The sequence below is a fragment of the Bacillus rhizoplanae genome, from assembly GCF_917563915.1.
GTDB lineage: Bacteria > Bacillota > Bacilli > Bacillales > Bacillaceae_G > Bacillus_A > Bacillus_A rhizoplanae.
The window spans coordinates 18,786-33,489 of sequence record NZ_CAKJTI010000028.1; the positions used below are offsets into that span (position 1 = coordinate 18,786).

Annotated in this window: 13 protein-coding genes and 1 pseudogene; 9 read left to right on the plus strand and 5 right to left on the minus strand. The window is 35.6% G+C overall.

All coding sequences use genetic code 11. The features are described from left to right. Positions 1-225 precede the first annotated feature (225 nt). The gene (locus tag LRP84_RS18420; RefSeq protein WP_230576402.1) at positions 226-3,348 is read right to left on the minus strand and encodes an efflux RND transporter permease subunit; all 3,123 of its coding nucleotides are present in this window, start codon (positions 3,346-3,348) and stop codon (positions 226-228) included. 119 nt (positions 3,349-3,467) lie between these two features. Beyond that, positions 3,468-4,067, minus strand: a complete 600-nt coding sequence (locus tag LRP84_RS18425; protein WP_230576403.1) for an undecaprenyl-diphosphatase — start codon at positions 4,065-4,067, stop codon at positions 3,468-3,470. Positions 4,068-4,289: 222 nt separating this feature from the next. Here LRP84_RS18425 and LRP84_RS18430 point away from each other — a divergent pair, with 222 nt between their 5' ends. The 5 genes from LRP84_RS18430 to LRP84_RS18450 all read left to right on the plus strand — a co-directional run bounded on the left by LRP84_RS18430 (position 4,290) and on the right by LRP84_RS18450 (position 9,175). Next, a complete protein-coding gene (locus LRP84_RS18430; protein WP_230576404.1) occupies positions 4,290-5,579 on the plus strand; it encodes a VTT domain-containing protein in 1,290 nt (429 codons plus the stop codon). A gap of 55 nt (positions 5,580-5,634) precedes the next feature. Then, positions 5,635-6,336 carry a response regulator transcription factor gene (locus LRP84_RS18435; protein WP_230576405.1) on the plus strand — a complete coding sequence of 234 codons (702 nt, stop codon included), beginning with the start codon at positions 5,635-5,637 and terminating at the stop codon, positions 6,334-6,336. A 1-nt stretch (position 6,337) separates the two neighbouring features. After that, positions 6,338-7,696, plus strand: coding sequence for a HAMP domain-containing sensor histidine kinase (locus LRP84_RS18440; protein WP_230576406.1), 1,359 nt, complete (start codon positions 6,338-6,340; stop codon positions 7,694-7,696). A gap of 608 nt (positions 7,697-8,304) precedes the next feature. Beyond that, complete coding sequence (locus LRP84_RS18445; RefSeq protein WP_335379671.1) at positions 8,305-8,745, plus strand: phosphatase PAP2 family protein; 441 nt, start codon at positions 8,305-8,307, stop codon at positions 8,743-8,745. 286 nt (positions 8,746-9,031) lie between these two features. Then, positions 9,032-9,175, plus strand: coding sequence for a hypothetical protein (locus LRP84_RS18450; protein ID WP_230576408.1), 144 nt, complete (start codon positions 9,032-9,034; stop codon positions 9,173-9,175). Between the two features lie 72 nt (positions 9,176-9,247). Here LRP84_RS18450 and LRP84_RS18455 read toward each other — a convergent pair whose 3' ends face one another. Continuing rightward, on the minus strand, positions 9,248-9,469 hold the full coding sequence (locus LRP84_RS18455; RefSeq protein ID WP_230576409.1) for a hypothetical protein: 222 nt from the start codon (positions 9,467-9,469) through the stop codon (positions 9,248-9,250). A 473-nt stretch (positions 9,470-9,942) separates the two neighbouring features. Here LRP84_RS18455 and LRP84_RS18460 point away from each other — a divergent pair, with 473 nt between their 5' ends. Continuing rightward, positions 9,943-11,427 (plus strand): S8 family serine peptidase, encoded by a 1,485-nt coding sequence (locus LRP84_RS18460; protein ID WP_230576410.1) that lies wholly within the window; start codon positions 9,943-9,945, stop codon positions 11,425-11,427. 106 nt (positions 11,428-11,533) lie between these two features. On the opposite strand, the gene LRP84_RS18465 is transcribed toward LRP84_RS18460, so the two are convergent. Next, positions 11,534-11,857 carry a hypothetical protein gene (locus LRP84_RS18465; RefSeq protein ID WP_230576423.1) on the minus strand — a complete coding sequence of 108 codons (324 nt, stop codon included), beginning with the start codon at positions 11,855-11,857 and terminating at the stop codon, positions 11,534-11,536. Positions 11,858-11,862: 5 nt separating this feature from the next. Continuing rightward, entirely contained in the window at positions 11,863-12,015 is a 153-nt protein-coding gene (locus LRP84_RS18470) for a hypothetical protein (protein WP_176524671.1), read from the minus strand. A 197-nt stretch (positions 12,016-12,212) separates the two neighbouring features. Between LRP84_RS18470 and LRP84_RS22510 the strand changes: the two genes are divergently transcribed. The 3 genes and pseudogenes from LRP84_RS22510 to LRP84_RS18480 all read left to right on the plus strand — a co-directional run bounded on the left by LRP84_RS22510 (position 12,213) and on the right by LRP84_RS18480 (position 14,580). After that, positions 12,213-12,338 (plus strand): hypothetical protein, encoded by a 126-nt coding sequence (locus LRP84_RS22510; protein ID WP_255258154.1) that lies wholly within the window; start codon positions 12,213-12,215, stop codon positions 12,336-12,338. Positions 12,339-12,566: 228 nt separating this feature from the next. Then, positions 12,567-13,403: an adenosylmethionine decarboxylase gene (gene speD, locus LRP84_RS18475; protein WP_230576411.1), complete on the plus strand. Its 837-nt coding sequence runs from the start codon at positions 12,567-12,569 to the stop codon at positions 13,401-13,403. A 172-nt stretch (positions 13,404-13,575) separates the two neighbouring features. Beyond that, a pseudogene (locus LRP84_RS18480) lies at positions 13,576-14,580 on the plus strand (serine hydrolase domain-containing protein). Positions 14,581-14,704 lie beyond the last annotated feature (124 nt).

Below are 14,704 nucleotides of genomic sequence, written 5' to 3' on the forward strand. Positions count from 1 at the left end.
ATAGTTAGTTTCAGATACTATACGTAAGTTGCTTTTCAGTCTTTAGTATTTTAAAGATTAAAGCTGTTTAAAAGAATATCCAAGAAATTTAAGAAAACAGCCGGCTGCATATATGCAGCCGGCTGTTTTAGTTCAGACTTATTTAATACCGTACTAATAAAAACTGTAGTTTTTGAGACTTTTGGTTGCAACATTTACTTTTATTGATAGTATTTCAAACAACTACTAGGATAGGTGTTTAGCATTCTTTGTTACTTCAATTTTACTGTGAGCATACTTCTTATGAAGCCACTCATAAATAATAGGGATGATAATAAAACTGTTAATTGTTGATGTAACCATTCCTCCTATAACCACGATACCTAATGTTTGAGAAATAACTGTATCCGCATTATGAGAAAATGCAAGTGGTAATAAAGTAAGGATTGTTGCCGCTGCTGTCATTAAGATTGGTCTAATCCTTGAAAGACTACCATTCAAAACAGCCTCTTTAATAGGCATTCCTTCTTTTCGATTTCGTTCGATTTTGTCGATTAATACAATTCCGTTCGTTACCACGATTCCCGTCAACATAAGTACGCCAATTAAGGCTGCTAAATTCCACTCCCCGCCGAATAGCGCTAGTGCAACTACTACACCACTTAAGGCAAGCGGAATGCTAAGGAGTACAGCTAATGGAGCTCTCCAACCTTTAAATACTGATGAAATAACCAGTAACACTAACAAAATGGAGAATGCTACAGCAACGGACATATCAAAAATCATTTGTTTGACTTGTTCTGATATACCTCCTATAGAATAACTCACACCATTCGGAAGCTTCATGTTTTGCAGTGTTTGATCCACTTGGTTTGAAACTTTGCTAATGTCACTTGAAGTAATCTGAGCTGTAACGGCAGAAAATGGTTGGCCATCTCGTTCACTGATTGTAGACGGAGATGTATCTTTTGTAATCGTTGCTAGCTGGTCAAATCTTACACTATTTCCGTCTTTCGTTTGGAACGTTTCAGCTCCTAATGAAGCCATTACATCACTTGGCGAAGCATCGATCTGAACCTTTGAATCCTGTCCAGAAGCAATTTGATCTAGATATACGTCTACTGGAAGGTTCTTGTGATCAATGGTAATCGTTGCATCCTTCGCCTGTACCATATATCTGTTTACTACTTTTAGGATATCGGCAACATTCACACCTTGTTGTTCAATAGCTGAACGATTTAAAGTTACTTTATATTTCGGTAATCCATTCGTTAAATCTACTTTTCCATCTACGCTTAATCCAGGTATGTTTGCTAACTCCGTTCTTACCTTTTGAGCCGTTTGATCGAGTGTAACTTGGTCTGCACCAGTCAGCAATAGTTTCATTTGTGAATCATCACCGGAGATATTTTGACTAGTTACGGTATAGGCTACTTTATCGGAAAGATGCGGCAATTGAGATTGTAAATTTTGAATAACAGAATCTGCATCCTTGTCATTTTTCAATGTAACAGAAAGGTTTGCGACATTTGGGCTTTGAATAAATCCTCCTCCTTGGTCGAACACATCATCACTTTGAGGGGTCATAGTGGAACCAAAGCTAGACGAATACGATTTCACCTTCGGATTTTCTTTTAAAGTTTGTTCCACTTTTTGAACTTCTGCATCTACCTCTGGTAATGTACTTCCTTTTGGTAATTCTACCTTAACAGCAATTTGACCAGATTTGGCGCTTGGCAAAAAGTTAATAGGAAGGAAGGCAGCATAAATGGCTGCGAACACAAAGATAATAACAGACCCAAACACCATTGCTTTTTTATGTTTTAGAGCAGATTGTAAAACCGGCTTCATCATCGGCTCTATGCTTACTGATTTTTTATTGGATGGAGCACCTTTCCAACCCATGAATGCTAAAGCTGGGATGACGAACATCGCAACAAAGAATGAAGTAATAAGCGCAATGACTACTGACCAAGCAAATCCACTGTAAGATGCACTAATCATACCTCCTACCATGGTGATTGGTATAAATACTGCAATAGTTGTTAAAGTGGATGCGAGAATTGCAGGTAACATTTCCGTTACCGCAGAGCCCAGTAATGAGAGTAAAGATTTCTCTTTTGATTCTTCTTTTTTACGGTACATGTTATCCAAAATGACAATCGAATCATCCACAATTCGTCCCATCGCTACAATCAAACCGGAAACCGTTAAAATATTTAACGTGATACCCATAGATTTTAATATCGCTGTTGTTGCCAATAGGGAAATCGGCAATGAGATTGCAATGAGCAAAGTAGATCGAACATTACGGAAAAAGAAAAATACACAGATCATGGAGAATAAACAGCCGAGTAATCCTTCACGAACTAATCCGAATAAGGAACTGTTTAACTCCTGTTCGCGATCCAATAAGACCTGCATTGAAACGTCACCATTTTTAACGGAATCAAGATGTTGTACTCGGTCTTTTACCTGTTCTGCTACGTCTGTAATATTAGCAGAAGGAGTTTTAATGACGTTTAGCACCACGCTAGCTTGACCATTTGTTCTAGACACAGTCTTCACATCATTTAAGGAACGGGAGATATCTGCAACCGTTGATAAAGGAACTGTTTTCCCTTCCGCATTTTTAACAGGTACATTTTTAATTTGTTGTTCATCTAGTGTTAATCCATCAAAACTTACTGGAATGGATAATTGATTATTTAGCATTGTTCCTTTTGGCAAACTTGGAAAAGATGTAGATAATGATTTATTTACATCATCCAGTGTTAGTCCGTTTTTTGCTAAATCTTTCGTGCGTACGGTTAATACAAATCCATCCTTTGCTCCGCCAAAGGCGCTCACATCTGAAACACCTGGTACGGATTTGATTTGTTTTACAATGTCTTGTTGTACGTTAGAGCGCAGTTCTTGTTCATTAAACTTAGAGCTTGTTAAGCTATACGTTAATACAGGAAATGAACTTGTAGTTACTCTCGTCACAGTTGGTTTCGTTGTAACAGTAGGTGGTAACTGTGCATTTGCCAACGCTTTGTTTACGTCGTCTTCTGCTTTCTTCATGTCAAAATTCATAGGAAAATACAAACTCATAAACAAACCACCATCATATGAGGTTGTCTCTACGTTCGCTAATCCGTCTACAGTTTGTGCAGCACTCACAAGTGGGTCTGTAATCTCTTTCTTGATTTGATCTGCTTGCTCCGCAGGAACACGCATACTTACTGTAAGAGTGTTGTTGTTAATTCCTGGTAGATAGTCACGTTGCATTTGGAAAGCAGAAATGCCTCCCCAAGCCAATATAATGAGAGCACAAACAATCATTAATATGCCTCGTTGCATCGCTCCCTCAACAATCTTTTTCATTTTCTTACCTCCTCGTTTCATTCATGTAAATAGAATCAATCACAAGTGACAAAAATAGAAAATATAACATTGCTCTAGTAATCAGAGGATCTATTACAGCCTATTTTTCTCATTTTTTCTTAGCTTACTTTATAGCTATACTTAGCTAAAAAGGGGATATGTTCCGTTAATCTCTTGTACATGTAGAACACTAATTGTACTAAAGGCTCCAATTTTTTGGAGAACTGCATAACCAATATGCTTGTCCCATATGAGACAAGGGCACCGCCAATCACATCTGCAGGATAATGGACTCCGACGAATACACGGGAAATGCCAACAATGATAGCCCATACTAATACGGGATATTTCCACGAATCGTTTCGTAGCAACAGCGTACATGCTATAGAAAATACTAATACCGAATGATCACTTACAAATGAAGAGTCAGCAGGATGCGGTATTAATTGGTGAACATGATGTGCCACGAATGGACGTGGATGGTAGTAGACAAGGTGAAGGATTGCGTTTATGGACAATCCAAGTAAGCAAGAAAAGACAATGTATATAGCTGTATATTGTTTCTCTGCTCTTTTTTCTTTGTTTGCAGTAAACCATAGAAATAACATAAATGCGATTACGACATAAGGGACGCTATTTGTGATGAATATCATACCTCTATCTAGATAAGAGGAGCGGCCGGCCAAATTGTTAATCCATTGAAATATTTCATAGTTCATATTGATCAGCTCCTTATTTATAGTTTTTTTGGTGTCATATGTAGAAAGAGAAAAACGCAAGCTCACCAAAAATGTGTATTCTGAGTGTATCGTGAGAAGCTGAACATCCTATGAAAATTACATTAAAAATGAATTAAAAATGAAAAAGGACCGTGAGTTTAGTGCTATAGTAGTTTATAAATGAAAATAAAAACAAAAAAGAATGAGGCCCGGAGGAACGACATGGAACATTTTATATCATTATTTGAACAGCACAGCTATATTATTTTATTCACTGTTATTTTGATTGAACTGCTTGCGATTCCGATTTCGGCTGAATTCTTTATGAGTTTTGCCGGATATTTTGTGTTTCAAGGAAAAATGGATTACACCTTGGCCATTCTGACAGCTATTGCCGCTGGAGGAGTCGGAATTACAGTCACATACTGGATTGGAAGGTTAGGAGGCTATAAACTGATCGAGAAGTATGGACGATATATTCACCTTGGACCTAAGAACTACAAAAAAGTAGCCGCTTGGATGGAACGATCAGGCAGTAAATTGTTGGTAGTTGCTTATTTCATTACTGGGGTTCGCCACTTCACAGGATACGTATCTGGTATTTCAAGAATGCCGTATCGAACCTTTCTTGTTCCAGCATATATAGGGGCAAGCTTATGGGCAATTAGCTTTATTACACTAGGGAAAATATTAGGACCGCGCTGGCAGGATTTTCATAAATTGGCCGGACAATATCTCATCTACATTGTCCTTGTACTCGCTATCGTTATCGGAGGGTTACTAGTTTACAAATTTTACAAAAAGCAAATCAAAAACTTTTTCGTACGACTGCTTAATCGGCTCATTTCTTACTTTCGAACCATTCGAGCAACGGAAGTGTTCCTTATCAGTCTTACACTAGTCTTATTAGGAATGACAACCTTAATGTTGGGACTTGCACAGGATTATTTATATAATGAGTTTACTCAGTTTAATGAGGTTACTATATATATTGTTCATTCTATACTTCAAACAGGTTGGACAAATAGTATGAGCAGATTCCTATCGTTGCAGTTACCTATCGCATTTGGTGTTCTAATTATTATTACGATTTTAGCCATTTGGAGAAAAGGAAGGAATAGATGGCTTGAAGGTCTTTTACTTACCATTTCCATAGTTGGAGCGCATATGTACCATATTGCGGTCTTACACACACTGTCTTATTTTCATTTTATTGGAAAAGAAGCGGCAACTCGTTCTTCTACTTTTCCAGATGAAAAAGCAACAATTACCATTATTGTGTATGGCACCTGCTTATTTCTAATGGTACGCCACCTGAAGAATAAGTATATACAATTTGTTCTCCCTCTTCTGGGTATCTTGCTTTTACTATGTATAGCAATTGCAAACATTGGGCTTTCTCATATACTTCCAAGCGATATCGTGGGTGGATATGTGTATGGCGCGGTGTGGATGTTCTTGAATTTCTTGCTATTTGAGATGTTTCGCCTTATCGTAAATAAGCAAATTTAATATCCAGTGCATACAGGAATATGACAGACAATGAATGTAGAAAGAAGAGGGTATTATGAACAAACGTATTTTAGTTGTAGAAGATGAAGTGCAAATAGCAAGAGTACTACAGTTAGAACTGGAGTATGAAGGGTACGAAGTATTAGTAAAACATGATGGAAAATCAGGATTAGAAGTAGCCTTACAGACAAACTTAGATCTAATTTTGCTGGATGTAATGTTGCCAGAATTGAGCGGTATAGAAGTGTTACGACGATTAAGAAAGGCTGATAACTATGTACCAGTAATCCTTTTAACGGCTCGAAATACAACATTAGATAAAGTCATGGGCTTAGATCAAGGGGCAAATGATTATGTTACAAAACCGTTTGAAATGGAAGAGCTTCTTGCGCGGGTACGTTCAAGTATTCGTTCGAACACCATGATTACAGCTGGTGTTCCGTTAAATGAACAAACACCTCTTTTATCCATTGCCGATTTATCGATAAATATGGATACGAGAGAAGTGACAAGGAACGGGAAATCCATTTCACTAACTCCAAAAGAGTATGATTTATTAGTATATTTACTTACAAATAAAAACAAGATTGTAACACGTGAAGGTATTCTTACTCATGTTTGGGGATATGAATACGAAGGAGAAACGAACGTAATCGACGTGTATATTCGTCATCTTAGAAAGAAGATAGACGAGGAGTTTTCTTCTCCGTTAATTCATACGATCCGGGGAATAGGGTATTCCATAAGGGAGAAATAAGATGAAGATTACAACAAAAATTAATTTGTTAACGACAGCTTGGCTATTTTGTATATTACTAATTATAAACGTTGTTGTATTTTTTGCTTTTATGAAAACGACTGTAAATATGGAAGAAGAAGTGCTGTTTGAAAAAGCGCACGATATTATACAAGAACTTCATAAACAAAATACAACGACGCTAACAGAAGACAAATTAAAATCATATTTAGTCGAGCATTCCTTCATTCGGATTATAGATCCTGATTCTCAAGTGATTAGCCAAGTCACGGATGATAAACATTTATCTAATATAGAAGCTAAATTCTCTAAAAAATCTGAGTCACAGTTATACAAAATTCGAGAGGAACAAATCTTAATCACTCGCGTTCCCATTACTTCGGATAATCATGTTGTGGGCACATTGGAGATTGGCGAGCGATTAACCGGACTTGAAACGAGAAAAGACATTTTATTATCTATTCTTATCGCTTGTTCCGCTATCGCCATTATATTGTCTCTTCTCAGTGGAAGATGGTTGTCAAATATTATTATGCGACCTATTTCCAATATGATTAAAACGATGGAAGATATTGAACAAAGTGGTGTTCCAAAAACAATAGCTATTCATAAACAAACAAAGGATGAACTTGAAAAACTGGCTACAGCGTTTAATCTTATGATTAAGAGGCTACAAGAAAACTCTGAAAAACAGAAACAATTTATTTCGGATGCCTCTCATGAACTAAAGACTCCTCTTACAGTCATTAGAAGTTATGCCAATTTAGTAAGAAGACGAGGCATCCAAAACGAAGAAATGACAATAGAAGCGATTGAGGCAATCCATTCAGAAGCAACTCGAATGCAAAGAATGACGGAAGCATTACTGGATCTAGCAGCATCAGAAAAAGAAACTGTTTTAGAAATAAAATCATCTGATTTAGTATCACTATGTCACAGCATTCTACAGCAATTCAAAGATGTTTATAGAAGAGAAATTACACTCCATTACGATCAAGCACCTATCATGGTTAAAATGGATGAGCTGAAGATAAAACAAGTCATCATCATATTGCTCGATAACGCTATCAAGTATAGTTCTAACAAAATTGAAATTTTCTTGGACAAGAATGAAAATCATGCTGTGATACGAGTAAGCGATTATGGTATCGGTATACCGAAGGAAGAAATAGAGCATATTTTTGAACGATTTTACCGAGTGGATAAAGCAAGGAGTCGAGAGACAGGAGGAACGGGATTAGGACTAGCTATCGCAAAAAATATTATGAAACAGCATAAGGGAGAAATCAAGATACGAAGCGAGGAAGGAAAAGGAACAGAAGTGGACTTGCTTTTACCCGTTTCCTATATGAATGAATAAAGTAGTGAGATTAAAAAATAAAAGTGAAGGTATTAGAAATCTAAATTATTCTTTTATTTGTTTCACTTGATTTCCACACTTTTTCCATTTAGCCATTTCTCTGATGCTTTTCTAGCTTTTCAATACCGATTGAGATGTTTTCTGACCGTATTGATTGATGACCTGATTTTTGATTTTTGCGGTCATGTACTTTGGATTAGGATACTGTTTGGTTCATACGGACTCTACTACACCTTTACAGACGGAGTACAAAAAGCTTATTATATCCGAAGAACAGAGAAGTATAGGGATAGGTACCTTTAATGCTATAACGGATTTGATGACATTGCCGGTAAATCCATTATAGCGAATATTTGGATCTACCGTTTCTTGCCTTCAACATGCTGTAATCGCTGTATTATTGATGATAGGCACGCGTATTTAAGGAGGATTGTTTTAACGAAATGAATTTAAAATTACTATTAACTCGCGCGTTTTTTATTAGTCTTTTGTGCGCTAGTGCATTTGGGCTCATTGCACTACTTATAAGTGACCAAAAAATTGTTGGATTTGACAATACCATCATTTCTTTTATTCAAGGACTGGAATCTCCAATACTTACAAGTATCATGAAATTCTTTACTTTTATCGGGTCGGGATTACCCGTTGTTTTTCTTACGTTAGCTATAATCCTTTTCTTATATAAGGTTTTGCACCATCGAAGAGAATTGATTCTATTCGTGTGGGTTGTTATTGGATCGGCACTTCTAAATTGGATATTAAAGATGATATTTCATCGTGCCAGACCGACTATTCACCGCATTGTTGATGCGAATGGATTCAGTTTCCCTAGTGGTCATTCGATGGCGGCATTTAGTTTGTACGGAATCGTCACTTTTTTGCTATGGCGGCATGTCAAAAGTTCATTTGGTCGTGTTATTTTAATTTTAATTAGCGCAACAATGATTCTTGCTATTGGCGTAAGTCGTATATATTTAGGAGTTCATTATCCAAGTGATGTACTGGGAGGTTACCTAGCTAGCGGAACTTGGCTTGCCGCTTCAATCTGAGCTTATCAGTTATATGAAGAAAGACGTTATAAGGCAAAACAAAACGAACATTAAAGTCGTTAAAGATTTACTCAAAACCTTTTTTGTTTTTCAGAATCCGTTAGTGCGGGATAGAACAATTAGATAATAAAAATCAATGTCTAATTTCATTTACCGTATTTTTACAATTATTTAAAAACAAAATAAACGAGTAAACATATAATCAACTTCTTATCATTCAAATAGAGTAGAAAAGAGTAGTATAGGACATAATTACATTTGAAAAGATGTTAAGGAGATGATCCAAATGGAAAAACAGCCTAATCATGATAAAAAACAAAACATTAAAAAGTTGGATATAGAACAAAATGCTATTTACAGTGATCCGAAAGATGCAAGTAATATGCAGCCAGTACCACAGCCGAAAGATTATGATGAAATAGAATATTAATTAATTAGAAAAAGAAACCGAAACGATATTGTTTCGGTTTCTTTTTGGATGACAGCTTTTCTGCTACTACTCCTAATTAGAAGGAGGAAGAGAAAGAAAGACTAATGAACCAATGAGTTCAACTGAAATGCTAAAATCATCGTTAATTGTAATTTCAACACATGCAACTAATGGTAACGTAATGATGGTTACGTTACCATCAATTGAAACCCCTGGTGAACATGTGTCGTAGTCACTTATAGAAAGCTCTATATCTGTCTCCGGAGCAATTAAAATTTCTAAGCATATATTCATGCATTGTTCGAATGAATAAGCTATTGTAGACCTCTCCTTTCCAAATAACCCATAATTTCTATGTAGATAGACACATAAAGTAGCGTTTATAAGAACAAGAACGAATAGAAAAACGCAAGATATGTTGGCTATCTTTTTAATTGCATCTTTGAAGGTAGTTCTCATACCATTCTATTTAAAGGTATATCCTCTTGATTGGACAGGTTATCTATTTATAAAAAATAATGTACGTAGTAAGGAAATGATTGGGGAAATAATCTAGAGTAAAAAAGCACTATATAGGCTATCCCCCTTAAAATGAAGAATAACAACACTCCCCTCTGAATCGTTTACTGTCCGAAAGCTACTTAGTTTATAAAGATGAGGACAGTAAAAAAATCATCTTGACATAGGTAATTTATTGGAGGTTTTATTATCTCTTATGTGGAATAAAATCTTATCCATACATTACTAATTTTTTAGGGGGAATTGTAATGAATTTTAAATTAGCCTCTGTAACACTAGCCACAGCTTTAACATTCAGCGCTCTCGCAGGAAACACTGTGTCAGCAAAAACAAAAGCTAGCGCTACTCAAACGGAAAAAAATTACTTGATTGCCTTTAAGAAAGATTTACCAAGCAATTATCAATCTATTATTTCGGATGCAGGTGGACAAGTTATCCGCGCCATTCCTGCCATCGGTGCTTTAGAAGTAAAATCGAGCAATGCTTCCTTTTTGGATAATTTGAAAGGGGTTTCTTCTATCCAAGCTGCGAATCAAGAAATTGTCCATACTTTAGATAAAGAAGAAATAAGTCCAGCAGCTGCAGATGGAAAGCCAGTAACCGATATTCCGCAGCCAGAAAATATAGGAAGCTATTGGAAATATCAATGGGATATACAAAATGTAACAAATAATGGTGAATCCTATAAGATTAATGGAGGGACTGGAAAAGGAGCAACAGTCGGTGTAATCGACAGCGGGATCGACGCTAACCATCCTGATTTAATAAAAAACTATACCGGCGGTCAGAACTTTGTACCTGCTGGCGTGGACGAAACTGAAACAGGTAATTCTGCTGATGTAAAGGATCGCGGGGGACACGGAACTCATGTAGCAGGCTCAATTGCAGCGAACGGTAAACTAAAAGGGGTTGGACCAGATCTTAAAATTCGTTCATATCGTGTTTTCCCTGAATCTGGAAGTGCACCAACAGCTTGGATTGTAGACGCTATTGTTGCTGCTGCAAATGATAGAGTAGACGTTATTAATATGTCTATCGGTGGATTTGATAGCTTGAAATACTATTATAATGGACAAAGATATAACGATATTGCCGATGTTCTTCTTTGGAAGCGGGCAATTGAATATGCTGTACAAAAAAATGTAACAGTCGTAGCTGCAGGTGGAAACGAGTCATTGAATATGAATGATAAGAAGATGGTAACAAATTACTTAAATGAAGAATACGGATCAGCTGACCTTATTTTTAAAGGTCCATCTGTTGAAACTCCTGGTCAACTTCCGGGTGTAATCACTGTATCTTCTTCTAATCAATGGTCAACTGATAAAATTGCATTCTACTCTAACTATGGAAACAGCTTTATTGATGTAGCGGCACCAGGCGGTGATAACGGCCCTACATATGCTGAAACAGGAGATTTATCACAGCGGGATTTCCATTATCGTGCATTAAGTACATGGCCAACATATTTAGAGCCATATTTTACTTCAAATCTGCATAACTATGCTCTACTTCACGGAACATCAATGGCTTCGCCAAAAGTAGCAGGAATTGCAGGGGTTATTAAAGCAGCTCATCCAACATATTCTCCTGCGCAAGTAGCAAACTTAATCGAGCAAACAGCAAAGGATTATGGTAAACCAGGACAAGATACTTTATTTGGAGCTGGTGAAGCAAATATTTATAACGCGTTATTAAATAAAAAAAATAATAAAGGAATTTGGGGATTTTAGGATATTGATACAAGTCCGATATAACCTTAATACGGTTAAAATCGGACTTTTTTACATGAAAACAACCTTATTAATATGGTTTAATTAGCAAATTTTAAATAAAACCTTATAAATTTGTATATCTCATCCATCCACTCTCAGATCGTTCCGCTTTATACTTACCATAAGACAAAAGCTTCATCGCTGAACGACTAGCAGCATGGAAAACTAAGCTCAGTTTCCACTCCTCATCCATTTCATCAGGATAGGCTGTGGATTCGTAAACATAATAAGCCGCCATAATGCAAGGGATTACTTGTTCTAGCTCAAATTCATAAGTAGTTGCATCATCGACAACCAAATCAATGACACGTCTTTTTTCAGGTTGAATTTCTTTTTGAAGCAACTTCTTTACCGTTCCTGGTACTGATTCTAATATCTTATCCTTCATGTTAGTCATTTCTTTGGTCTTTCAGCACGAAGAATAGCATCATTCGTTGGTGTGTTAGGTACATAATTCCCATGGCTGTCGATGCTGTGCGCTTCTTTATCGTATTGTCCATTGGCATTACGCTTCTTTGTTGTGAACGGATCTTGATTGTGTCCCATAATTGTCACCTCCAATAAGAATAGTATGTACTAACAAGTATGTATTTTGCCTAAAAGAAAGTTCACAAAAAGTGGAAACAAGGGTTGTACATCTCATCAAATCATAGTGTATTTACCTAGAAAGGAACAATTTAATCTGTATCAAATTGTTCCTTTCGTACAAAATAGGTACAAACTTAAAAAAAGGAGGATAATTTATGACGAACCGAAATGATAATCGAGAACGTAAAAACAAATATCCTAACAATTTAAAAAATGATACTGAATTCTCCAAAGATGTAAATATTAGAAGCGAAGTAACGAAAAAAGATTTAAATAAGTAATGGTTTGAACTATTAGATATATAAAAAGCTTGGATTCAATCAGATCCAAGCTTTTTCATATAACAAAAATTCAGTCATACTTCTTATAAAATAGAATGAATTTCATTTACCGTATTTTGGTAAAAAATAAAAACAATTAAATACATAAAGAAAAAGAATACACAAACCATATTTCATGAAGGATGTGTAAATCATTATTGAATATAAAAGAAAGAGGGGAGTTTCACCATGAAACTAACACCAGAGCAGCGTGTTCAATTGCATGGATTTAATAATCTTACTAAATCATTAAGTTTTAATATGTATGATATTTGCTATACAAAAACGAGAGAAGAACGAGAAGCCTATATAGAATACATAGATGAACAATATAACGCAGAAAGATTAACAAAGATTTTAAAAAACGTATCTGACATTATAGGTGCACACGTATTAAATGTAGCCAAACAAGACTACGTTCCACAAGGAGCAAGTGTAACAATTCTGGTTTCAGAAGGCCCAATTGTAGAAGTTCCAACTGAATCATTTAACGAATCACCCGGACCTCTTCCTGGATCGGTCGTCATGCAGTTAGATAAGAGCCACATCACGGTTCATACATATCCTGAATATCATCCCAATGAGGGGATTAGTACGTTTAGAGCCGATATCGATGTGTCTACATGCGGAGAAATTTCACCACTTAAAGCATTAAATTATCTTATTCACTCATTTGATACGGATATTATGACAATTGATTACCGAGTGCGGGGATTCACAAGAGATATAACAGGTAATAAATTATTTATTGACCACGAAATAAGCTCAATCCAAAATTACATTCCAGAGAATGTAAAAAATTTGTATGACATGATTGATGTTAACGTATATCAAGAGCATATTTTTCATACGAAATGCAAACTAAAAGAATTTGACCTAAACAACTATTTGTTTGGATATACACAGGAAACATTATCTATAAACGAACAAGAGGAAATTACAAAGAAATTAAAAGTGGAAATGGATGAAATATTTTATGGGAAAAATATGAATCATGGTTCAATTGAAGAGAGTTCAAATGAATAAAACATCCAAAGTATCAGTTAAAAAGCAGGAAAACAATCTCCTGCTTGTTTGCTTTTAGTTGTGAAAAAAGCATTCTTTTTTTGGTCAGAACTTGAAGTACGAAAGAAAGGTGTTTTTCATTTTTTGTCGAATTTGAAATTCGGTATAGATCCAATAAAGAAAGGGATAAAAAATGAAAAAATACGAGCGGTTAATTTCATGGGTAGAACATATAAAAGAACGAAACCATAGCTCCGCAGCAGCACTTTTTATTATGAAAGACAATAAAGTTGTAATGGAGCATTATAGCGGAACTCATTCTAATATAAAAAATAGCCCTCCTATTACACCGACTTCACAGTTTAATGTTGCTTCTGCAAGAAAGAGTTATTTAGGACTTGCGATTGCCTATGCAATTTATGAGAGAAAAATTAGGAGTCTAGATGATTATGCTATAGATTACTTCGAAGAATATGATAAAACTTTACTCGGTAAGACAACTTTAAGACATTTAGTAACACATTCTCACGGTTTACATATGAGTGACAACGGAATTATTTATCGAGAGTTTGAACCAGGAGAAAAATGGGCTTATAGAGGCGTTAACATCGAAATGCTGACACATCTAATCTGCAAATTATACAATAAAAGTTTTCCAAAATTGCTGAGAGAACGAGTCTTTATACCTGCAGATTTTAAGGAAACAGCCTGGCAAACAACAGATCATGAAAATTTAGTAAAAGTAGTCATAAATCCAAATGAAGAAGCTGTATGAAAAATAGGAGTATCGGATGACGGAACAGAAACGAATCTATTTGTCTCCGCTAGAGAATTTGCTTATTGGGGAAACCTTCACTTAAATAAAGGATATATGAATGGAAAACAAATCGTACCGAAAGAAGTCATTGAATTATCAATACAACTTCAAAGTCCTGATTATAAAAATAAAGATTTACCGCAGAACGGATTATTTTGGTATGTTCAACATACACCAGCATTACAAAGTGAAATAGGTGAAAGAGTTCCAAAAGGATCTTATCAAATATTAGGTGTGACAGGACCAACAATTTTAGTTATTCCTGAATATAATGTCGTTGTCGCCAAAATGTATAACAAAAGATATAACTATGGAGGAAGCAACTATCTTCAATATTTAAGAGACTTTAGCAATTTAGTGGCCGATATATTTGCTCACTAAACCCTTTGTTCATACAAATTGTTACGATAAGTAAAAAGTATCCTTAACACGGCTTTACTGCAATAAAATCGTATATATCTAATCAGCAAAAAGACACTTACCAATTAAGTGTCTTTTTGCTGCT